This is a genomic window from Limnothrix sp. HT2024 (assembly GCF_059138625.1).
Genome location: NZ_CM181121.1, coordinates 2312182 through 2331379 on the forward strand (window position 1 = coordinate 2312182; position 19198 = coordinate 2331379).

Consider the following 19198-nt stretch of genomic DNA (forward strand, 5'->3'; position numbering starts at 1 on the left):
ATTTGAGTCAAGATTAGTAACAATTCTAGGGTTAGCGAGTCAGGAAGTTGCACACGGATCTTCAATGCTGAAGATCCATTAGACTCTCAATTGAGAATGTCAATAGATTTTACGATTTTAACTTTCTTAGCGTTTTAACTGCAAAATCTAGGGATCTAACGAACACCTGGCAACTTTGATCAAACTATCTATAATGACCATCATCACCCCAGCTCGAAGCTGGTAATTCCAAATATTTGACCTAAAGGCAGCTCCGGTGAGCGCCCTCGGTACATGCGCGCAGTTTCAAAAGCTGGCTGCATCCCATACATTTCAGCTAGGGCGATCGCCTCCGCATTTGGCTCCGGGATATCGAGATAGACCTCTGAGCCAATCGGCACTTTAGCCACTAGGGCATCAAACAGGGCGATCGCCTGGGCCTGAGTTTCCGCATTGAGGGGGCCAATTTTGTAGCCCGTATGGCAGGGACGAATTACTCCATAGCCTCGTAAATTTCCATCTTGCATAATGCCAAGAGCAAAACTGCGGCACTGCTCAATCCATAGCTTCAGAAACCGATCGCGAGTTGCCGGAAAAAACATTTGATCATAAGTTGAAACTTGATCAAAGCTCAGATCAGCTAAATTCACAATCTCAGCATCCATTATTCCCTGAGGTTGAGCTGTTCCTGCAAATCGAATATTTCGATGAGCGAGTTGAAAGCCAGATTTCTTATAATTTTCCTGTTGCGTCACCACTCCGTCTAAGCCAATAGTGCAATTTTTGAGATAGTGAAGCGCTCGTTGCCAAATTTGGATTCCATATCCTTGACCTCGAAACGCTGGATGCACAATATAAAAGCCAATAAATCCAAACGTATTACCATACCGCACGGCTGAAATTGAAGCGATCAGGTCTTGGTTCAGTTTTCCAACCAAGAATCCTTGTGGATCCGTTTCATAAAAGATATCTGAATCATTAACTCCTGGGTTCCATCCTTCTAGTTTAGCCCAGCCTATTGCTATTTTAAGTTCATCCTTTGACATCATTGAAATATCATAATTTGAACCTTGAGACAACTGCATTTTAAGTTCCCTTGTTCGTCACCAATTGAAAAGTATAACTACCAATTGAAGAGTAAAACTGTCTTCAAGAAGGTTCATTTTTACCAAAACGAATTTCAAGCCTGCTGCTAAACAAAAACAACTGAACATTTATTCATTCAGTATCAATCAGACGATAAGCAGCAATACATGATTAGCTCGTCAAAGGTGAATCATGATGAAGTTCTAACATTTCTCAAATTTAGTGACAAGACTCCAGAACTATTAAGCTAAAGAAGCTAAAGAAGCCAAAAGGTAAAAAATTAAAGATTGCAAAATCTTCATAAATTGAAATTCTCAAGCGCATCAATTCTTAAATTTTTGTCGGGATTATCAAGTTTCGTAATTTCTCTCGTTAGCATCAAGGGCATATCCTGCTCGATCGCACATTTTCTAGTCTTAACCCAAATGATGGACTTTCTATCCAACACCGTTGCGTTATCACGGATACAGTTTGCAGTTACAGCTATCTTCCATATGCTTTGGCCCGTTTTAACCACGGGCATGGCCATTTATCTCGTCATTGTTGAAGGACTTTGGCTAAAAACGCGCAACCCTGACTATTATCACCATGCTCGTTTTTGGTCAAAGTTATATGTTTTGAATTTTGGAGTGGGGGTCGCATCCGGATTACCCATGGAGTTTCAATTTGGCACAAACTGGGCTCCCTTTTCTGAAGCCGTGGGTGATTTTTTCGGCAGCATTTTGGGTTTTGAAGGCGCGATGGCTTTCATGCTAGAAGCTGGCTTCTTAGGTATTATGCTGTTTGGTTGGGGACGGGTCAATCCTGCTATTCATTACCTGGCAACAATTATGGTTGCTTTTGGTGCCAACTTATCCACATTTTGGATTTTGGTCGCTAATTCTTGGCTACAAACTCCAGCAGGCGGTGAAATGGTAAATGGCAAGTTTGTAGTCAGTGACTATTTTCAAGCTATTTTGAATCCATTCATGGTTAAGAGCGTGATGCACATGTTCTTAGCCACCCTAGAGACTTCGCTCTTTGTCATTGGGGGCATTAGCGCTTGGTATATTCTGCAAAAACGGCATCAGGAGTTCTTCACTCAATCGCTCAAAATTGTTCTAGCAGCAGCAATTTTAGTTGCTCCTTTACAGATTTACGTCGGGCATTTGAGTGCTGAACAGGTTTATCACTATCAGCCCACAAAGTTGGCAGCAATTGAAGCTAAGTGGGAAACATCTTTGGCAGGTGAATCAGCAGATTGGAGCCTATTAGCCATTCTTGACAACCAACAGGAAAGCAATCGCTGGGAAATTACGATTCCCAACGCATTGGGCTACATTCTAGAGTTCAAGGCTAAACTCTCCGAGCCGGTTTTAGGGTTAAAAACTTGGCCTGCGAGCGATCGCCCGCACATGGTGGGGCTGATTTATTACTCCTTCCGCGTCATGAGTGGGATTGGCATTTTCATGGCCGGATTAATGATTTGGAGTAGCTTGCAATGGCTGCGGGGCAAACTCGATTTTGAGAAATTGAGCGAGCAAAAATGGTTGCTCCGTAGTTGGATACTCACGGCTCCCTTGGGATATATCGCTGTTGAGGCCGGCTGGATTGTGCGTTGCGTGGGTCGTCAACCCTGGACGCTGTATGGACAAATTCGGACTGCTGATGCCGCATCACAACTACCCGCTAGCACAGTGCTGACTTCATTACTGAGCTTCACGATCGTCTATTCAATTTTGTTTGTAGCAACACTATATTTCGGCAGTCGAATTATTCGTCAGGGCCCTAATTTAGATCTTCCTTTGCCGAATTATGACAACCCAATGCCAGTCGATCCTCAACCTGCACAATTCATCCCGGATCAGCGCCCCACTGAAGCACAACAGTAACAACCCAACTCAGACAAGTTTCAATTAATCATGGATGCTCTTTTACATTTTTTGCCCCAAGTTTGGTTTGTTATCTTGGCATTGTTTCTATTCTTGTATGTCATTCTGGATGGTTTTGACTTAGGGGTAGGAATTTTATCTCTGACTAGCTCCAATGAAGAACGACGCAGTTTATTAATGACTAGTCTGGGCAATGTTTGGGATGCAAATGAAACTTGGTTAGTGGTGATGGGAGGAGCTTTATTTGGAGCTTTTCCTTTGGCTTACGGCACAATTTTAAGTGCGCTCTACATTCCTATTTTCATCATGATTTTCGGGCTGATTTTCCGAGCAGTTGCCTTTGAATTTCGGGAGCATTCTCAACGGAAGCTGTTTTGGAATTTAGCTTTTGGAATTGGGAGTTTTATGGCAGCTCTGGGGCAAGGGTTTGCTTTGGGTAGCGTGATCGAAGGAATTTCTGTGGATGGGGCAGGGCATTTCATTGGCTCATCCTGGGATTGGCTCGATTGGCGATCGCTGCTCGTGGCGCTGACATTAATTCAGGGCTATGTCTTGATTGGCTCAACCTATCTGATTTTGAAAACAGAGGGAGACCTTCAAAAAACCCATTTCCAAACAGCGAAATTGGCGGCAATCACTACCTTAATTGGGGCAGTTCTGATCACGATTGTCACACCTGTTTTTTATGAGGCAGTGCGAACCCGCTTGTTTAGTCCACCCTTGCTATACATTTTCATTGCAATTCCTCTGTTGGGTTTGCTGTTAGTTGGTTTACTCTTGCGAAGTCTTCTTCGGCAGGAGGAGCGCACACCCTTTGTTTGGACAATTTTAATTTTTTTATTAACCTTTATAGGACTGGGACTAATTATCTTTCCTTACATCATTCCAACTCAAATTACCATTTACCAAGCGGCTGCCGCTCCTAGTGCTTTGGTGTTTATGATCATTTTTGTGGGATTTCTAATTCCAATCATGATTTTCTACAACATCTACCAATACGTAGTGTTTCGAGGGAAGGTGGCAGGCAGCGCCTATGACCATTGACGGTTTTCGAGGTTTTGCAATGGTATTCATTCGATTCAAGCCAGATGCTCAGTTGGCATCTTTAAGGAAAGGCTTGAGGGCTGTCTCGATGATCACAGTTGGTTAGCAGGGATGAAGAATTCATTGGCAGGCTCAGTAAAAACTCACTTGTGAGTTTTTGCATGAGTTCATGAATAAACAAGTTATGGATTGACCTAGCCGATCGCCTCAAAACGGCCGGCTAACTGGCTGGGATCGGTGTTGTTGACAAATCCCAACACAACACCCGCGCCACGAATAAATGTCCCTGGCGTGTTGCGCAGATTACCCACTTCCAAAGCGATCGCACTGGCCGTTAAGCCTCCCGCGAGGCCAATCACATCTTCCGCGCTGAAGTCGGTGATGATGTCGGCTAGGGCAGGGTTACTGTCGGCGGTGGTGGGATTGAGAATGAAGCGATCGACCCCAGCCCCACCCGTCAGCAAGTCCACTCCCCGATCGCCACTCAGCCAATCATTCCCATCGCCGCCGATCAGGGTGTCATCGCCTTGACCACCAAAGAGGCTGTCGTTGCCCGCTTCCCCAAAGAGCAGGTCATTGCCCAGGTTCCCATACAGATCATCATCACCGTCACCGCCTTCGAGGCGATCATCATCGCGGCCGCCGGAGAGAAAATCATTCCCGTCGCGACCCGCCAGGGTGTCGTTGCCTTGGTTGCCGGAAAGGGTGTCGGGGCGATTAGTCCCGACCAACAGATCACTGCCGGAAAGGGTGCGAGCGATCGTGCTGTCAATCCAACTGGAAAAAGCCGAAAGCCGGGTCGCCGCAAAAATTTCGCCGTAGCTGGTATCGTTTGCGCCAGTCACGTCGGCTCCCGTGGCCCGGGGCACAGCACCATAGGACACCACCCCGGCCACGCGGTTGCCCAGAAACAAGGGCCCCCCGGAGTCGCCACTGCTGGATCCCACTTCAGTGCTGCCCGTGCCCCGATCGCGCAGGCCAAAATCACGCCCTAGGCCATCATTGCGATCGGTGCCATTGTCAAAGTCATAGATCAACTGGGTTCCAGGCAGCACGGCCACATTCGACTGGCGGTTTAAAACATCCCCTAGCCCGTCGATGCGGTTGGTTCCTAACCGGCGAATGGCGGGAAAGTCACCCACCAGCTCCCCAACACTGCCTGTGCCCGGCTGACCATAGCCCACCAGGGTCGCCACCTGCCCCACTTCATCGCCACTGCGGTAGATATCGTAGCGATCGGCCCCATCGGGAGCGCGGGAATCGAGCCATAGGATCGCCACATCGTTGTTGGAATCCGGATCGAAATTGTCCCAGTTGGGATGGACAAAAATTTGTCGCACCCGCACCGACTGTCGCCCCTCCGGCAGATCGAAATACACCTGATAGCTACTGTCGCTCACCAGGCGATCGCCCACACAATGGGCCGCCGTTACCACGTGCTGACCTGACAACAGCAGCGAGCCGGTGCAGTCCACTTGGCCCCCGGTGCCATAGCCCACGACCCCATCAAATCCCTGGCCCGTGGAGGACAAAAACCGCACATCGTTCGCCTCATTGGAAGCAACGGCAATGCGCGAACGGCGATCGAGCGATTCAAGGGTCATAACTATCCGTTAACCGAATTCATCAACAGGCCACTGCGGGATTCGACTCCGATCGGCTTGATCGGGTTTCCCAAACCAGCAATCTGCCCCCGCTGGCTGCAAAATTCTCCAGCGCTTGACTAGCGGTTTACTTGACTAACGGTTGAACGGTTGAGTGTGGTTGAAGAGATTCAGTTAATTGGGATTCATCAACTAATTGGGGTTCATCAATCAGGAACGGGCGGATGAGATTAACTCTCTTCGCTAGCCAAGTTTGGGCGATCGGGGGTTGCCGCTGAAGCGATGGTCGGTGGTTGATAGAACCCCGCCACCAGGGCCAACATTAACCAGAATAGGGTGCTGACCTGGGGGCGATACCAAACCGTATCCACCAAACCATGGGCCAACATACCAGCCATGGTGGCCAAGGCCGCCAGCAACCAATAGCCCTGGTTGGCTTGCAGTTTTCGCAGTCGATTCAGGGCCCGTCCCCCTTGATAAACCGTCATGCCCAACAGCCAAACAAAGCAGGTGAACCCAATCACACCCGTTTCCACCAACACTTCCAAAACCACGGAATAGGCACTGAGGGCGCTGAACTTCGGCTTTTGGTAACGCGGATAGACACGGTTGAAGGCCACATTACCGGGGCCAATGCCTAACCAAGGGCGGTCTTGGATCATCTGCAAAACCGCTTGCCAAACGTTAATGCGGAAGTTGTTGCTGCTGTCGCCCCGGCCCGCAAAGATGCTGAAGACCCGATCGCGCAGGGGTTCCAACGCCGCCACCGCCAACACCATCAGGGTTGTGCCACCGCCCAACAGGGCCGGCATCGCCCACCGCCGCCAAAAGGGAGTGAACCGCACAGACCACCAATAGAGCAGCAAAATTCCCAGCACCGCCAACTCCACCACCAGCCCAATCCAACCCCCTCGGCTGAAGGTGAGCACCAGACAGGTTCCATTCAGTCCCAACAGCACCACGCCTAAGATTTTTTGGATCCAGCCTTTCCAGGCCAAGATTGCCGCCACACTCAGGGGAACCGAGGCCTCTAGGTAACCGGCTAGCAGGTTGGGATTGCCCAAATAGCTATAGACTCGGGTGGTTTTGCTGAGGGGTGATTCTGGATCAACCCAGGTGGCCAGGGCATCGGCTCCAAAGATCCATTGCCGCAGACCATAGACGCTGGTGGCTAAGGCGGCCAGCAGGTAGACGGTGGTGATGATGGCGCGGCCCCGTTCCAACCGGGTGACCCGAGCCAGAACACAGAAGAAGACCAGATACAAAACCAACTTAGTCCAGCCCACGAAGGCTGCCGCCTGAACGGGCGAAAAGGCCACAGCCACGGTGGCGATCGCCCCATAAAGCAACACCAACAGGTGAATGGGGGTGAACAATCCAGGCTGATCACCAGCTTCCGCAGCGGCCACGGGGCGATCAGTCACCGTTAGCAACACCCAAAAAGCACCGGCCGCCAACAGCAACAGCCCTAGCAAATCCGTTTCGGCAAAGGGAGCCAAGCCAAAAACCGCGGCCGCCAACAGGGCCAGCAGGGTTTCGCCCCAATGGAGCAGCCAGCTACTTTGTCGCCAGGCGCTGAGGGCCCCAATCCAACGACCCAGCCAGCTTGTTTGTCGCCACTGGGTTAAGGCGACTCCAGAGAGGGTGAGGGTTTGCCCGATCGTGTCCCAAGGGGTCATGCGAGGAGGTGGCGGCGATGCCTGCGTGGAAAACAGCACATTCAGCCTAGGGCGATCGGGGCCCAATGGCTAGCGATCGCGCCGCTGGCGGTTTTCCCGAATTGGCTCAACGATTCGCGCAACCCTTTGCGTAACTACCAGCGCAACCCTTGGCTAACCCCTAAGAGGATGTCTGAGAAGTATCTTTCAGTACGGGCTAAAGACTAATTGTCGTAGGAACAAGGGGCTTAAGCCCCTTGTCTACATCGATCTCTGGGGCGTACAGCGTAGCAATGTTGGCTTTTTAGACATCCTCTAAGACCAAGCCGGATGGCGCATCAGGGCATTCATCACCCGCACGCCCCGCAGTTGATTGGTGGTGGGCAAATGGCCTCGGGGCGCTGCCAAACTCCAGGTAAATTCACCGGGCCAGCGAGTCCAGTGGTTGCCCTGTTTCCAGTTAATTTTGGGCCAAAACTTTTCCCAATCTTGCCCCACACCCAGCCAAATTTCGCGCTGAATCGAAAAGCCAAATTTCCCTTCGGAGTAGGTACGCCAGAGGCCATCAATCACTTGCAGATCGAGGGCGGGGAAGCGATCGACCTCGGTGAAGTACAGCCACTTGCGCTTGGCAGCTTCGGGGCCCGCCAGCTCACACAATTTTTGGATGGTGATTCGATCGGCCTGATCAAAATCTTCCTCAAGCAACGCCGTTTGAATGGGTTGGTAGTCCACGGTGCATTCCCCGGGCAACTCCACCACCCCATCGGGATAGTAGCCTTCGAGGAAGTTGCGAGCCTGGGGCAAGTCGGCCCGGTTCAACAGTTGGCAGATGCGACCCAGCAGCGGATCGATCGTGTCAATGGCCAAGGGCTGGGGCGATCGATCCTTGGCAAAGTCGATCAGCAAGGCTACACCATCATCCAGGGCCGCCAACGCCGGAAGGGCAGCCAATTGCTTTTTCAGGTTGCCGCTGTTGAGCGCGGTGGCCAAGGAGTCGAGGGCGGTAGACGGGTCAATGACGGCGGACGCAGGGGAATCGCTCATGCCAACCTAGGAAGAACCAGCGTTTTCAAGAAATGGTTGTTAAAGGAAAATCGGCCGGAAATGGCGCATCGGGGGCCGGAGCGCAAACCGCAACCTCAAGAACCGCAACATCAGAAATGAATTCAGTCATTGATCAGAGCCTATTGATTCAGCGCTTGATCGGTTGTCGCCGGTTATGAATTGATCGGTTTGCCTAGGGGCTGTCGTCATTTTTCGAGGTGAGGCTGAAACCGTTGATTTTCCTGCCCCAATCGTTGCACCAAGGGGCTTAAGCCCCTTGCCCCCCCACGATCCGCTAGCGGCAGATCCGAGGTTTCGGGCGAAACGACGACAGTTCCTCAGCTTCGAGATTGCAAATGATGATCGCCAAGCGTTGAGGTTTGCTCAGGGATTTGCTGAATCTTTCTGCCTAATCTCCGGGATCTATGGTACTGGGTTTCGCGGCCCTTGCCCGATCGCCCCGGTATTCCTCAGCAATCCCTGCATGGGGCTGGTTCGGGCTACGAGCGATCGAGCCTCTAAAGATAGCCATGCTCCGATAAAAAGTCGGGGGTAATGGCATAGCTCTCCCCAGCGCTGCCGTTCAGGGGAACCGCTCCCGATCGCAGTAATTTTTCAACATATTTTCCCAACACATCCCCTTCCAGGTTGACGGCGGCCCCGGGCTGCAAGTCCTGCAAGGTGGTGTGGGCATAAGTGTGGGGGATGGCGGCCACCTTGAACCAGCGGCCGTCGTCAGAACAATCGGCGATCGTCAGGCTGATGCCATCGATCGCGATGCTGCCCTTTTGAACGATGTAACGCGCGACCCGATCGCTCGCCTGAAAACTCAGTTCCCAGGAGGTGGCCGTGGCGATCGCCGATTCAAACCAGCCGGGCCCGTCCACATGGCCCGTCACGAAGTGGCCACCAATTTTGCTGCCCACCCGCAACGAAGGTTCCAAATTCACGCGCTGCCCTTGCCCCAGAGTGGTGCGATCGATGGTTTCCGGGGACACCGCCGCCACAAACCCATCGGGCAACAGGGTTTCCACCGTCAAGCACACCCCGTTCACCGCCACGCTATCACCCAGTTCCAAACCGGGGACGATCGCCCCGATCGCTTCGGGTTCGCAGGTAATCACCACCCGATCGTTCCCCAGCCGTTCCAGGGTTCCCAGTCCTTGCACCAATCCTGTAAACACCGCTGAGTCCTAATACCTGATGCCGTTAAAAGCCACGGAAAACAAGGGAGAGCCGTCAAAACTCTAGTGACGAAATCCCAGTTCAGAATCGCAACCGCTAGAATCGCAGCCGCTGGCGATGGTTGGCCACCGACAGTACCAGCCCGATCGCCACAAAATTCGTGAGCATTGCCGATCGCCCATAACTCAACCAGGGCAAAGGAATCCCCGTGATCGGAGCCAGGCCAATTGTCATCCCAATGTTGACCGTAATTTGGAAAATCAACATTCCCAACACGCCAATCGCGATCGCCGAGCCAAAGTTATCTTTCGCGGATTGGGCGATCGACACCAACCGCAGACAAATAATCCAAAACAGGGCCAGCACCACGATCGAGCCAATAAAACCCAGCTCTTCGCCCACCGCCGCAAAGATAAAGTCCGTGTCTTGCTCGGGGATGAAGTTCAACTGGGTTTGGGTTCCTTTGAACAGCCCTTGGCCCCAAAGTTCCCCCGCCCCGATCGCAATCCGCGACTGGATCAAGTGATAGCCCCCACCCATCGGATCCTGATCTGGATTGAGAAACATGGTGATTCGGGCCTTTTGGTATGGCTTCAGAAAGTCCCAAAAGATTTTGCCCAACCCCCCGGAGGTCAGGTTCACCACGATCGCCCCCAAGCTGCCATAGATGCGCCAGGGCAGACTTTTCCAAGCCGCAAACCCCATCAGGGCCACCCAAGCCAACCAAGCGGGCAAATAAACGTTAAACAGCACAGCGGAAATTACCGGCGACACCAGCAGCGCCAGCCAACCGGGATTGGCATTGCCCCAATACAACATGCTCATGCAAATCGACCCCAGCACCAACGTTGATCCCAAGCTGGGCTGCAAGAACACCAGGGCTGCGGGCACGGCCGTCACGGCTAGCACCTGGAACAAACGCGGCAGGGTGGAAATGCTTTCTTGGTTGATGGCGCTGGCTAGGGTGATGATTAGCCCCACCTTGGCAAACTCCGAAGGCTGAATATTAAAGTTCCCGATCGTCAGCCAACGTTCTGCCCCCAGGGCCGTTGTCCCGAACAGCATCACCGCAATCAACAGCAGGTTAATGCCGCCATAGATCCACCAGCGCCAACGCTCCACTTCTTCATAGCGCGATCGGGCTAGCCACAGGGCAATGATTAAACCAATGGCTCCCATCACCAGGTGTTGAATCCAGTTCGTGCCCCCGGAGCTGAGTTCGACGCTGCGGATGCTGATGCCACCAATAACGGTCATCACCGTGACCGCCAGCAGCAACACCCAGTCAATATCAGCCCAGGGTTGAATCAGGGATTTGAGATTCCAGCGACTGGAGCGCAACATGGAAGAAGCCATTGAGTGCAAGCAAAGGGCGAGGATTGGATCAAACAGTAGCGGAGCGATGGCCCGATGGTTCGCCGCCAGTCGCCGGTAACCCCCAAACGAGTTCAGGCAAACTAGCTCAGGGCCATTACCGAAACCCGTGCCGCCACGGCCTGGGCGATCGCCTTCAGGGCCTGGGCTGAGGCCGAATCCGGAGCCGACACCACAATGGGCACACCCCGATCGCCCCCTTCCCGCACAGGCATCTCCAAGGGCACACAGCCCAGCAGCGGCACTGCTAATTCTTCCGCTGTCTTTTTACCGCCACCCGAACCAAATAGGTCGTATTGGCGATCGGGCAGATCCGGCGGAATGAAGTAGCTCATATTTTCCACGATCCCCAACACCGGCACACTGAGCTGCTGGAACATCTTTAGCCCCCGCCGCGCATCAATCAGCGACACCGTTTGGGGCGTGGTCACAATCACCGCCCCCGCCATGGGTACGGCTTGGGCCATGGTCAACTGGGCATCCCCCGTTCCCGGCGGCATATCCACGATTAAATAGTCCAACTCGCCCCAATCCACTTGGTACAGGAATTGGCGAATGATGCCGTTCAGCATCGGCCCCCGCCAAATCACCGGTTGATCGGGGTCAATCAAGAAGCCCATGGACACCATCTTCACGCCGTGGTTTTCCGCCGGTTCCAAGATGTCTTGCCCTTGCCCCTGCCCTGGCCGCACCATCACCTCCGCCTGGGTTAAACCCAGCATGGTCGGCACGTTGGGCCCATAGATGTCGGCATCAATTAGCCCCACTTTGGCCCCCGCTTGGGCCAGGGAAACGGCAATATTCACAGCTACGGTGCTTTTGCCCACACCTCCCTTGCCGCTGGACACGGCCAGGATGTTTTTCACGCCGGAAATTCCCGAGCGATCGGGCAAAGATTTCTGTTGCGGCGTTTCGGCCGTCACTTCCACGTCCACCGACTCCACACCGGGCAGGGTTTTCACCGCTCGCTTGCAGTCATCCACAATAAATTCCCGCAGGGGGCAAGCGGGGGTCGTCAGCACCAGGGTGAACCGCACAGCGCCACCATCAATGCTGACGTTGCGGATCATGTTCAACTCAACAAGGCTTTTGCGCAGTTCCGGATCTTCCACGGGGCGCAAAATCTCAAGCACGGCTTCGGGACTGAGGGCGGTAGCAGTCATGGGTGAGTGGGAATTCGTTGGCGTAGCTGAGTCGAAAGCTGAGTCTTAATCGGAAGCTGAGGCTAAAAGAGATCCCGAACAGATCCCTCAGAGATCCCGAATTCACTGAAGTTTCCAAGACTCTGATTGCGGGGGCCGATGGTTCGGCCATGGCAGCGAGTCGGGGGGATTCAGGAACTTTTGGGTGATTCTAAGGATTTGTACTCAGAGTTTATATGTTTTGAAATCTTACCGTTTGCCGGTGGGCTGCTACCGATCGAGCAGAAGGCTCCTCATGTTCTGATTGTTCTCAGGGCTTGCAAGATCGAGATTTGGGGAAATCTGGGGCGGCTCGGTTCTCAGGAGTCTGGGTTGGGTTCTAGAGATTGCTTCTACATCTGTTTGGGTTCTGTTTGAGTCATTGATGAGTATTGATTTGAGTATCTGTTTGAGTCGCTCTCATGGCTCTGGAGGTTCTTCAATTGCAAGCGGATCCCCATCTTGATCCCAGTCTTGTTAAGGGAAGTTGGTAGGCGGCGGCTTAGGCGATCGGAGGCGATCGAGCGTTCGTACCAACGATTGATTCCGATTCAGCAGCAGAATTACAACAAAATTGTTAAGTTCTACGACTGCTTGGCTGGACTTTTAGGGGCCTCCGGTACGCTAGAGGGTCAATAGCAACCGTGGCACTGGTTGTCGTTTGGGTGAGGAAACTGACCCAACCGCCAGAACCTGTTTTCTACCAAGATCGATCGCCGTCCCCCGTCCCAGGCTGAGGGAGTTCCTAACTTTAGGTCGATCGCGGGCGTTTCCTTTTCCTAAAGCTTCCTAACAAACTGCGTTAGACATTAGCTATGACCGCATTCGCAACCCCCGCCAAGTCATCGATCACCCATCCCGAGGCCAACGGCCAGGCCCAACCCATGGTTGCGGGCGCACCGCCAGCCGACTCCCGTGAGCGGGTTGGCCAATGGATGCGCCAAATTCAAGATGAAATTTGCCAGGGACTGACGGCCGCCGATGGGGCGGGTCAGTTCCGTGAAGATGCCTGGGAACGGCCCGAAGGGGGCGGCGGGCGATCGCGCGTCATCACCAATGGCGGCGTATTTGAGCAAGGCGGAGTCAACTTCTCCGAAGTGTGGGGCACTCAATTACCCCCTTCAATTTTGACCCAGCGCCCGGAAGCGGCCGGCCACGGCTTCTATGCCACCGGTACCTCCATGGTGCTGCACCCCAAAAATCCCTACATCCCCACGGTTCACCTCAACTACCGCTACTTTGAAGCGGGCCCCGTATGGTGGTTTGGGGGCGGCATTGACCTCACCCCCTACTACCCCTTTGTGGAAGATGTGGTGCATTTTCACCAAACCCTGAAGGATGCGTGCGATCGCCACAATCCGCACTACTACGACACCTTCAAACTCTGGTGCGATGAATATTTCTTCCTGAAACACCGCAATGAAACCCGTGGGGTTGGCGGCATCTTCTTTGATTACCAAGACGGTACGAACGAACTCTATCGCGGCCCCGATGCCCAAGGCCCCGCCGCCCAACACAGCAAGCAAGTGGGCGTGCCGGCTCAGCGCAATTGGGAAGAGTTGTTCGGCTTCGTGCAAGGTTGCGGACGGGCCTTCCTACCGGCCTACGTGCCGATCATTGAGCGTCGTCAGTCCCAGGAATATGGCGATCAGGAGCGAAATTTCCAGCTTTATCGTCGAGGACGGTACGTTGAGTTTAACTTGGTGTACGATCGCGGCACGATCTTCGGGCTGCAAACCAACGGTCGCACAGAGTCAATTTTGATGTCTTTGCCGCCACTCGTGCGTTGGGAATATGGCTACCAACCCGACCCCAACACGCGGGAAGCGAGTCTCTATGAGATCTTCCTGAAGCCGCAGGATTGGCTCAATGCACCCCCTCAAGTGCCTGGACTTGCCTAGCAGCTTGGGGAAAACGGCACTCCGAGACCCCTTAAGTCTCCTGGGGTGCCGTGATACAATCCGAAGGAGACTTACCTGTCGAGCGCTGCTTCCGATTGCGTGGTGCTCGTAGCCGGTGCGATCACATCGAAGCATCAAGCCCCCAGCTTTGTTTCGATCTCCGTGTCCTGACCGGGATCGTTCTTTGCACATCCACTGGCCCCCGAGTTTGGGTATGGTCATGAAGTGCTTGCCGATCCGCCGCTGTCCTCAACACGATCTGTCGGCCAGCCCCCTTCCTAGTCCCCCAAGAGCGAACAATCCATCATGGAGCAGAAGACCCACACGACCAAAGATGGCACGACGGTAATTGTTCTCACCCCTGAAGGACGGCTGGACATTACGACAGCCTGGCAATTTCGCCTCAAACTGCAAGAATGTATTTCTAAGCTGAGTCCTCATATCGTCGTGAATCTCAGTAAGGTCAACTTCATTGACAGTTCTGGCCTCACCTCGCTCGTTGCCGGGATGCGTGATGCCGATAAGGAAAAAGGCAGTTTTCGCCTCTGTCAGGTACACCCCGAAGCCAAGCTGGTTTTCGAGGTCACCATGATGGATTCCGTATTTGAAATTTTTGATAGTGAAGACCAAGCCCTTGAGGGCACTCCTCGCACGATCGCTAGCTAGGCCTTCACCCTAGCGAGCCATCTGCCGGTTGCAATTAGGTTGTTATCAAACAAGAGGGGCGATCGCTGCCTAGGCATCGCAAACCCCAGGCCGCCCGATCGGGAGCAGCCAACCTTTCAGCTAGCTCATAGCATCACCCACCACAAGCACTGGAAGATGAGTCCTATGGATCTTCCGGTGCTTGCGGTTTATGGGCCAAATTAGGTACTTTTTGCCTCAGTCCACTGCTCACGCCACTCCTCGCGCGACTATTTGGCAACTATTCACAACCATTGCCAGTGCCCACAGTTCCAGAGCTGGACTGATTTTGCCCCGTGACTGGGCGGCTTCGATCGCCCCGCCCAGTCGCCATCCAAGAGCCATGATAAGGGGGATGATCAAATATTGCAGGACAGTCGCAGTCTTTAAGAATTTTTAACGATTAGACCCGTGCCAACCCCTCGGGCAAGGATGAGAATAGGTAAAAGTTCAGTATTGCCCGCTACTAAGCAACAGCCATAGATAAATTTGGTGCGTTACAGTAGGGTGCATTTGAATCGAGCCATACCGAACCATCCGAATCGATCGCCAAGAGGGCCTTCTATATGCTGCAAACGAAACTGCGTTACTCGATCGACGAGATCCGAGACGAAGCCCGCCATCTCGTGGAAACGGGAAACGTGGATCGTCATCAGCCCCTCTATGTCCTCTGCCAATTTATTCCGCCTCGGGAATGGACTTGTGTGGAGTTTGAGCTAGAGCGGTGTGACTATCTGCTCCGGGACTGCGTGGGAGACCTGCTCAGTCACGAAGAATGGACTAACGATTAAGACCAGTAGCCCCATCAAACGCACATTAATTGGCTTGCCCAACCTTAAGCTACCCTGTGGAATCACGTGGGCATTGTCGCCCATCAAATTTGAAACTTTCGCTCGCCAAATCAGAGAATCACATGCCGATCGGCTGAGGTACATACACTCTCTTGCTGCGATTAATTCAGACCCATTCAGATTCAGCCTCGTTGAGACTCACCCCAAGATCTAAGCAGCACTAATTAGGTCTAGTTAGCTCCGGTTAGATCTATTAAATTGATTGATCAGACTCAATCTATCAATCGCAGTCTATCAATCAATGGATCTAACAGAGTGTCGATCAACAAATTTCAATGAATGTCTGAAAACAGGCTGAAGTAATCCAGATCGCCAAGCGGCGCAAACGTTGAACAGGCAAGGAACATCAGCTCCTTGCCTGTTTATATTTAAACTCTTTTACTGAAAGTATTTCGGTAACATTTTTATTGTCTGATTTTAGTTTTTAGATGGCTAGATTTTTGTATTTTTGGGCTTCTAGATTTCTGGAATTTTGATCTCTCTTTTCCAATAGGAATCAAGGTCAAGAGCAACTATTATTCACGTTTTCGTGAAGATTTTTATTTGTTAATCAAAATTCCCAAATCAAAGAAATGTGAATCAAATCCAACCCGTATGCGTAAGTTTTTAAATTTCTTGAGCTATTAATTAGATATTTTTCAATAGACAATAACTCTCGCTGGGGGCTAAACAAGATTCAAAGAGAACAAACAAGCAAATTTACAGAAAACAATCCACAACAGAACAATCAAATAAGAAAACAAGGAGCAAAAGCCCCTTGTTTTATCAGCGATCGATCAGTTGTATTTAGTGGCTGTGTTGACTTTTTTTTGAGAGTCAAAGGTTTCAGTGTTGAGACTCAAACCAAAGGCTCGGGTAAACGATTTAAACCACTTGTTCAATTTCGGCAATTTCGGGGATCACTTCCTTCAGACGACGCTCAATGCCCATCCGCAGGGTCATGGCCGAGCTGGGGCAAGAACCACAAGCACCTTGGAGACGCAGCTTGACAACGGGCCCGTCAATTTCAACAAGCTGAACGTTGCCGCCGTCAGCCATTAGGTAGGGACGAAGTTCATCAAGGGTGGTTTCGACGTTTTCAACAGTGAGGGGTAGGGTCATGGCGAGCGTTCTGGATTTAGCAAAACGGATGAGGACTTTCCTTAGAGGGATGACCTCGGGGCAGGCGATGGATAGGTCGCTGGATCGTGCGATCGCCCGTCTTTTAGTGTATCGCCTGACTCGATTACTTTTACAACAGGCAGGTTGCTAAATCTGGGTCATGCTCCCGAGTCGCGCTCTTGAGTCATGCCCGCAATTTGACGGGATCTCAGTTCATGGCGAATCGCTCACGGTCGGTTGCCCGGGGCCGCTCGTTCGTGGCTGTTTGTTCGTGGGCAGCTAGCGCACCAAAATCGTGAAGGTCAAGGGAGGAAGCTCCGTTTCGCTCACTTGGGCCACGGACAGCCGGTAGCGATCGCCCGGTTTGACGTTCCGCATGGACAGGCGCAGGAGGCCTTCTCCAGCCGCTTGCACGGAGGCCTGGGGGCCGTTGAGGGTGGCAGTGCCCGTGCCGGGAAGCCGGAGGGTGAGGTTCAAGGCAGGGCGATCGGCTTGGGGGATGTAGTGGGCCTCAATCCGCAAAGCACCACCATCGGCTAGCCATTCTTGGGTGACCTGGGGGGTTTTGGCGCTGAGTTCGAGGGTCAGGCGGTTCAGCAGTTCCCGCGCGGCCAACAGGGCAATGGTCATTTGCTGCTGGGGATTGGCGCGATCGTATTCCACATATTCCATGGGGAAGCGATTGGCAGCGCCTGTACGCACGGCCGTTGCCCAGCGCAACACGACGGAGGCTTGGGCATTCAGCAGGCGGTCTTGGTCAGGAAATAGCTCATCCACGGCTTGCATGAGGGCTACGCCTTCCTTGAGCGCCTGGGCGGCAACGGTTTGACAAGCGGCCAAGAGTCGTTCGGCCAATTCCGCTGGCAGGTTTGTGGGTAGGTTGAGCTGCTGAAACTGCCGTAGCCAGGGATTTTGCGGAACTTGGGCGATCGAGGGTGCGTCCTCGTAAGTGTCGCGATAATCTAGCGCCGTTTCGGGCGACTCCCAAGGAAACAGGGGAGGGCGCTGGGAGGCTTCTAGAATCAACCGCTGTTTCAGCAGGGCATGATAGCGCTGGTCAACGACGGGCATTGCATCAAGTTCGAGCATAGGATTCGCAACCGATAAATCGCTGGGGGATAGCGATCGCGCTGGTGCGGGGTTGATCGCCGGATCCGCAAGGGCAGAAAAGTCGCCCTCTAGGAGATCAGCGGGATCGAAGGCATGGGCAGCGAGGGCCTGTTCGATCGCCTGATCAATCTCGATCGGCTCAAGCTGGGTTGCCCCAAGTTCAATCGGCTCAGGCGATCGGGACTGATCAGGGGTGGTTGTGGGGTCGAGTTCCTTGGCCACATCCAATAACTGGCCCAAGAGCTGCGCTTGCAACGCACCGGGAACGCTATCTAAGTTGCTATTCATCTGTCCCCCTCCTCGTTCCGGACTCTGTGCGATTACGAATTTCCCAAGCGGTTTCCAGCAACTTGAACCATAGCTTTTGCACTTGAGAAGCGCTGATCCCCATCGCTTGGGCCACGGTTCGATCATCTGATCCCGCGCGTTTTAGCTCCACCAATTTGGTAATTTCCGGGCCCAGTTGATTGAGCAAACTTTCCCATTGACGAGGGGTTAAGCCTAAATCGCGCTCCAAATCCACATCAAGCCACTGGTGAACCAATTCCCAACGGTGGAGCAAAGCAAAGCGAATGAGGTGATATTTAAAACGCTGTTGTAAGTAATCGCGCTGGCGGGCATCCAGACCCAAGACTTTCTCAATCTCGCTGGCGGATAAGTCTTTTAATCGCAGCACCAAATAGTTAACGCATTCCTCTTGGTTACGATCGCGCAGGTAAGCAATTAATTCATCCACGACCGCCTGGCGCAGGGCCCCATCCATCACATCGGTGGATTCCTTGGCGCTGATTCGATCGCGCACTTGCTGCACCGATGCATCATCCCAGGAGTAGCCCTCACCGCTATCACTGGCGCTTTCGGCGGCCTGATCCATGTCGATTGAGGTTTCCGGGGGCTGTTGACGGGCAAAGGTTTGGGCCCGCAACACAATCAACTGCTGCGATCGCCCACCGGGCAACGGAATCCGGCGCTTGGCGTAGCGCTCCACAAACGCCATATATTCCGCCAACTCCAGCCGTACCCGAGGGGTATAGTCTGGGGGCAACTGGTTTTCGCGCCGAAAAGCCCCTAGCGCTTCCACATAAAATCCCTGGAGGAAATCCTCGATCGCCAACAGCCGCGCTTGATAGCTCGTGCGCGATCGGGCTGGGGAAATGTATCGGTAAATGATGGCACTGAGGGTACTGTGCAACTCGGCTCGGCCGCGTTGGGATCCCAACTGGTAATAGCGCAAATTCTGTTGCAATCGGTGACGAGCCAGGCTGTGGGCCCAACCCAACACATCCCCGGAAGACTGGATCCGACGACTTTCAGTACAGATGCGATCGACTTCTGCCGCAATTCGATCGGCCACCGCTGCACAAACCGCCTCTGGAGCCGTCGTTCCTGACCGCAACTCCCGCTGCAATAAATCGATCGTCGATTCCACGCCCCTACAACTCTCGTCTGATGCCAACATTACAACCGACCATTGCGACTGATGCCACCCCAAGACTCCGGAGATGTCCTACGGAACGGTTTA

At 52.9% G+C, this 19198-nt stretch carries 15 protein-coding genes; 5 read left to right on the forward strand and 10 right to left on the reverse strand.

The features are described 5' to 3' along the window. Window positions 1-203 precede the first annotated feature (203 nt). A complete protein-coding gene (locus AC2IAX_RS09185) occupies window positions 204-1064 on the reverse strand; it encodes a GNAT family N-acetyltransferase (protein WP_494387256.1) in 861 nt (286 codons plus the stop codon). A 429-nt stretch (window positions 1065-1493) separates the two neighbouring features. On the opposite strand from AC2IAX_RS09185, the gene AC2IAX_RS09190 reads away from it, so the two are divergent. Both AC2IAX_RS09190 and cydB read left to right on the forward strand, forming a co-directional pair. After that, window positions 1494-2936, forward strand: a complete 1443-nt coding sequence (locus AC2IAX_RS09190; RefSeq protein ID WP_494390338.1) for a cytochrome ubiquinol oxidase subunit I — start codon at window positions 1494-1496, stop codon at window positions 2934-2936. Window positions 2937-2966: 30 nt separating this feature from the next. Further along, complete coding sequence (gene cydB, locus AC2IAX_RS09195; protein WP_494387257.1) at window positions 2967-3980, forward strand: cytochrome d ubiquinol oxidase subunit II; 1014 nt, start codon at window positions 2967-2969, stop codon at window positions 3978-3980. A gap of 194 nt (window positions 3981-4174) precedes the next feature. Here cydB and AC2IAX_RS09200 read toward each other — a convergent pair whose 3' ends face one another. The 6 genes from AC2IAX_RS09200 to AC2IAX_RS09225 form a co-directional block, all read right to left on the reverse strand. Continuing rightward, window positions 4175-5584: a trypsin-like serine protease gene (locus AC2IAX_RS09200; protein ID WP_494387258.1), complete on the reverse strand. Its 1410-nt coding sequence runs from the start codon at window positions 5582-5584 to the stop codon at window positions 4175-4177. A gap of 230 nt (window positions 5585-5814) precedes the next feature. Continuing rightward, entirely contained in the window at window positions 5815-7263 is a 1449-nt protein-coding gene (locus tag AC2IAX_RS09205) for an IctB family putative bicarbonate transporter (RefSeq protein ID WP_494387259.1), read from the reverse strand. A 294-nt stretch (window positions 7264-7557) separates the two neighbouring features. Continuing rightward, a complete protein-coding gene (locus AC2IAX_RS09210) occupies window positions 7558-8289 on the reverse strand; it encodes a GUN4 N-terminal ARM-like repeat domain-containing protein (protein ID WP_494387260.1) in 732 nt (243 codons plus the stop codon). Window positions 8290-8807: 518 nt separating this feature from the next. After that, on the reverse strand, window positions 8808-9473 hold the full coding sequence (locus tag AC2IAX_RS09215; RefSeq protein WP_494387261.1) for a riboflavin synthase: 666 nt from the start codon (window positions 9471-9473) through the stop codon (window positions 8808-8810). 97 nt (window positions 9474-9570) lie between these two features. Further along, window positions 9571-10830 (reverse strand): rod shape-determining protein RodA, encoded by a 1260-nt coding sequence (rodA, locus tag AC2IAX_RS09220; RefSeq protein WP_242026199.1) that lies wholly within the window; start codon window positions 10828-10830, stop codon window positions 9571-9573. A 101-nt stretch (window positions 10831-10931) separates the two neighbouring features. Beyond that, window positions 10932-12011, reverse strand: coding sequence for an Mrp/NBP35 family ATP-binding protein (locus AC2IAX_RS09225; protein WP_494387262.1), 1080 nt, complete (start codon window positions 12009-12011; stop codon window positions 10932-10934). Between the two features lie 902 nt (window positions 12012-12913). On the opposite strand from AC2IAX_RS09225, the gene hemF reads away from it, so the two are divergent. The 3 genes from hemF (at window position 12914) to AC2IAX_RS09240 (ending at window position 15405) form a co-directional block, all read left to right on the forward strand. Beyond that, window positions 12914-13930: an oxygen-dependent coproporphyrinogen oxidase gene (gene hemF / locus AC2IAX_RS09230; RefSeq protein WP_494390339.1), complete on the forward strand. Its 1017-nt coding sequence runs from the start codon at window positions 12914-12916 to the stop codon at window positions 13928-13930. Window positions 13931-14236: 306 nt separating this feature from the next. After that, window positions 14237-14596 (forward strand): STAS domain-containing protein, encoded by a 360-nt coding sequence (locus tag AC2IAX_RS09235; RefSeq protein WP_099531579.1) that lies wholly within the window; start codon window positions 14237-14239, stop codon window positions 14594-14596. A gap of 584 nt (window positions 14597-15180) precedes the next feature. Then, the gene (locus AC2IAX_RS09240) at window positions 15181-15405 is read left to right on the forward strand and encodes a DUF4327 family protein (RefSeq protein ID WP_099531580.1); all 225 of its coding nucleotides are present in this window, start codon (window positions 15181-15183) and stop codon (window positions 15403-15405) included. A 924-nt stretch (window positions 15406-16329) separates the two neighbouring features. On the opposite strand, the gene AC2IAX_RS09245 is transcribed toward AC2IAX_RS09240, so the two are convergent. From AC2IAX_RS09245 to hetZ, 3 genes are all read right to left on the reverse strand, one after another. Further along, the gene (locus tag AC2IAX_RS09245; protein WP_099531583.1) at window positions 16330-16566 is read right to left on the reverse strand and encodes a NifU family protein; all 237 of its coding nucleotides are present in this window, start codon (window positions 16564-16566) and stop codon (window positions 16330-16332) included. Between the two features lie 279 nt (window positions 16567-16845). Further along, window positions 16846-17964 (reverse strand): hypothetical protein, encoded by a 1119-nt coding sequence (locus AC2IAX_RS09250; protein ID WP_494387263.1) that lies wholly within the window; start codon window positions 17962-17964, stop codon window positions 16846-16848. Further along, the gene (gene hetZ / locus AC2IAX_RS09255) at window positions 17957-19135 is read right to left on the reverse strand and encodes a heterocyst differentiation protein HetZ (protein ID WP_494387264.1); all 1179 of its coding nucleotides are present in this window, start codon (window positions 19133-19135) and stop codon (window positions 17957-17959) included. The genes AC2IAX_RS09250 and hetZ overlap by 8 nt, the downstream gene beginning before the upstream one ends. Window positions 19136-19198 lie beyond the last annotated feature (63 nt).